At 64.2% G+C, this 2,685-nt stretch carries 3 protein-coding genes and 1 pseudogene; 1 reads left to right on the top strand and 3 read right to left on the bottom strand.

The window, feature by feature from the left end:
- Positions 1-551 (top strand): 50S ribosomal protein L11 methyltransferase (locus C9413_RS30755; protein WP_170251378.1); only part of this gene is annotated, 551 nt, incomplete at its 5' end.
- A gap of 38 nt (positions 552-589) precedes the next feature.
- On the opposite strand, the gene glp is transcribed toward C9413_RS30755, so the two are convergent.
- The 3 genes and pseudogenes from glp to C9413_RS30740 all read right to left on the bottom strand — a co-directional run.
- The gene (gene glp, locus C9413_RS30750) at positions 590-1,813 is read right to left on the bottom strand and encodes a gephyrin-like molybdotransferase Glp (RefSeq protein WP_039844929.1); all 1,224 of its coding nucleotides are present in this window, start codon (positions 1,811-1,813) and stop codon (positions 590-592) included.
- A complete protein-coding gene (gene moaC, locus C9413_RS30745) occupies positions 1,810-2,310 on the bottom strand; it encodes a cyclic pyranopterin monophosphate synthase MoaC (RefSeq protein WP_170251377.1) in 501 nt (166 codons plus the stop codon). Before moaC ends, glp begins: the two co-directional genes overlap by 4 nt.
- Before the next feature lies 1 nt (position 2,311).
- Positions 2,312-2,685: pseudogene (locus tag C9413_RS30740) on the bottom strand (indole-3-glycerol-phosphate synthase TrpC); the annotation flags it as partial.

Raw genomic sequence — 2,685 nt, 5'->3', positions numbered from 1 at the left:
ATACAGCACATTCGGGAAGCGGGCTGGGGCGACTGGCAAGGCTTGGACGCTCGGGTTCCACCGCGCCCTACTGGGCTTATCATTGGGCTGGCGGAGCGGTGCTCGCCCGCCATATCCTCTTCCAGCCCCAGACCGTTAGCGATCGCCATGTCCTCGATCTCGGTTCAGGCTCGGGCCTGGTTGCTATTGCTGCTGCGAATGCAGGTGCTGCCCATGTCACCGCGATTGACATCGATATTCATGCGATTGCCGCGATAGACCTCAACGCTGCTACGAATGGTACCAAGATCGAAACGCTGCAAGCCGATATCCTCGACGCTTCGCCTCCTGCTTGCGATGTCATCCTGGCGGGCGACGTGTTCTACGATGCAAGGCTTGCAAGCCGCGTCCTGCCGTTCCTAGCCCGCTGCCGCGCCGGTGGCATCGACGTCCTGATCGGCGACCCGGGCAGGGCGCCTTTGCCCCGCGAGCGGCTTCGACTGGTGACGACATACGCGGTCGCGGACTTCGGGACGGAGATGGAGAATGTGAGCGGGGTGTATTCGCTTTAGATCAGCGGAGTCGCGACGGATCGCACTTGTGCCATAAGTCAGCTGAGAAGGTCCGGTCGGAGCAGCATCACCGGGCAGGGGGATCCCGCCGGAAGCTGCGGCGCATGGGGCGGGCGGATGATCAGGCAGTCGGCATGGGCGAAGACCTTCATCATCGACGAATCCTGCTTGTCGAACGGCTCCGCCAGCCACTTGCCGGAGGAGGATTTGGCGAGCTTCGCGCGCACATAGTCCTGGCGCTGATCATTGGAGGCAAGGGTGACGGCCGCCTCCACCATGGTGTCGCGCTTGACCGGCGGCAGTGAGGCGAGCTTGCGGACCAGCGGTTCGAGGAACAGCAAGGCGCAGACGAGGCTTGATACCGGATTGCCCGGCAGACCGAGCACGTGCGTGCTTCCGAGGTTGCCGACCATCAGCGGCTTGCCTGGGCGCATGGCGATTTTCCAGAAATCGAGCGTCATGCCCGCCGTAACCAGTGTGGCCTGCACGAGGTCGTGGTCGCCGACGGAGGCGCCGCCGAGCGTTATGATGACATCGGCACCGGCGGCCTGTGCCCTGCGGACCGCTGTCGTGATAGCAACCTTGTCGTCGGGCACGATACCGAGATCGAGCACGTTGCCGCCGGCCTTGTGCACCAACGCCGTGATACCGAACGTATTCGACGCGACGATCTGCGAGGGCCCCAGGTCGCTTCCCGGCGTCAGCAGTTCGTCGCCGGTTGCAAGGACCGCCACAAGCGGCTTGCGCAGCACGTCGATCAAGGCATGGTTCATGGCGGCGGCCACTGTCAGTCGCGTGAAATCCATGACGGTGCCGGCGGCGAGCACCGCCTCGTTTTCATCGAAATCCTGCCCGCGGAGACGGATATGCTGGCCCTGGCGGATGGGATATTTCGTTCGGATGCCTCCATCGATTTTCTCAGCGTCCTCCTGCAGCAGGACGCTGTCGGCGCCGGTGGGAACCGGCGCGCCCGTGAAGATGCGGACTGTTTCGCCCTTGCCCACGGTGCCATCGAAAGCGTGTCCTGCCGCAGATGTGCCGATGAGCTTGAGTTTAGCGCCGGGTTCCGGTGCATCCTCGCGACGCAGCGCGTAGCCGTCCATCGCAGACGCATTGAAGGGCGGCTGCGTCAGCCGCGCCGTCAAGTCGGCCGCGAGCACACGCCGATCCCCGTCCGCAAGCGAAACGGTCTCGACATCGGAAATCGGCTTGGCGTGCCCAAGCAACCTGCCTTGCGCCTCGGCGACCGGAAGGAGGCTCATCGGCCAGCCTCCGGCTGGCGGAAGTCGCCGGATTTGCCGCCCGACTTTTCGAGCAGCCGGATGCCGCCGATCTCCATCGCCTTGTCGGCGGCCTTCGCCATGTCGTAGATCGTCAGGCAGGCGACGGACACGGCGGTTAGCGCTTCCATCTCGACGCCTGTCTTGCCGGTGAGCTTGGCGGTCGCGATGATGCGCAGGCCGGGCAGGGCGACATCCTCCTCGATCTCGACGCTCACCTTCGTGAGCATTAGGGGATGACAGAGCGGGATAAGGCTGGACGTCTGCTTTGCCGCCATGATGCCGGCCAGCCGCGCCGTGCCGATGACGTCGCCCTTCTTCGCGTTTCCTTCACGGATCAGTCGCAGCGTTTGCGCCGTCATCTTTACATGGCCTTCCGCAGTTGCAATGCGAACCGTATCGGCCTTGCCGCCGACATCGACCATGTGGGCCTCACCGGAGGCGGCTATATGGGTAAGTCCTGGCTTCTCGCCGCTCATGTTATTCCGCCGCGATTGCCGCTTCGCCGAAGAGCAGAGCGCGGGTCGCAGCCGCCACGTCATCCTGGCGCATCAGGCTTTCTCCGACGAGGAAGGTGTTGATGCCGGCCGCCCGCAGCCGCTTGCAGTCTGCATGGGTAAAGATGCCGCTCTCGCTGACCAGCAGCCGATCGTCCGGCACCATCGCCGCAAGCTCTTCGCTGACGCTCACGCTGACCTCGAAGGTACGCAGGTTGCGGTTGTTATGCCGACGAGCGGTGAGGAGAGCTTGAGCGCCCGCTCCATTTCTGCGGCGTCATGCACCTCCACCAGCACGCCCATGTCGAGCGCACAGGCTGCTGCGTGCAGCCGTTCAGCATCGTCCTCGGGAAGCGA

Origin of the sequence: Rhizobium sp. SEMIA 4085 (assembly GCF_013004495.1) — a bacterium.
Classification (GTDB): domain Bacteria; phylum Pseudomonadota; class Alphaproteobacteria; order Rhizobiales; family Rhizobiaceae; genus Rhizobium; species Rhizobium gallicum.
The sequence above is the reverse complement of the archived record's forward strand: the minus strand, read 5'-3'. Positions and strand labels throughout refer to the sequence as shown.

Coding starts and splice junctions, on each gene's coding strand:
- glp (WP_039844929.1), bottom strand. CDS start 1,813: ATGAGCCTCCTTCCGGTCGCCGAGGCGCAAGGCAGGTTGCTTGGGCAC.
- moaC (WP_170251377.1), bottom strand. CDS start 2,310: ATGAGCGGCGAGAAGCCAGGACTTACCCATATAGCCGCCTCCGGTGAG.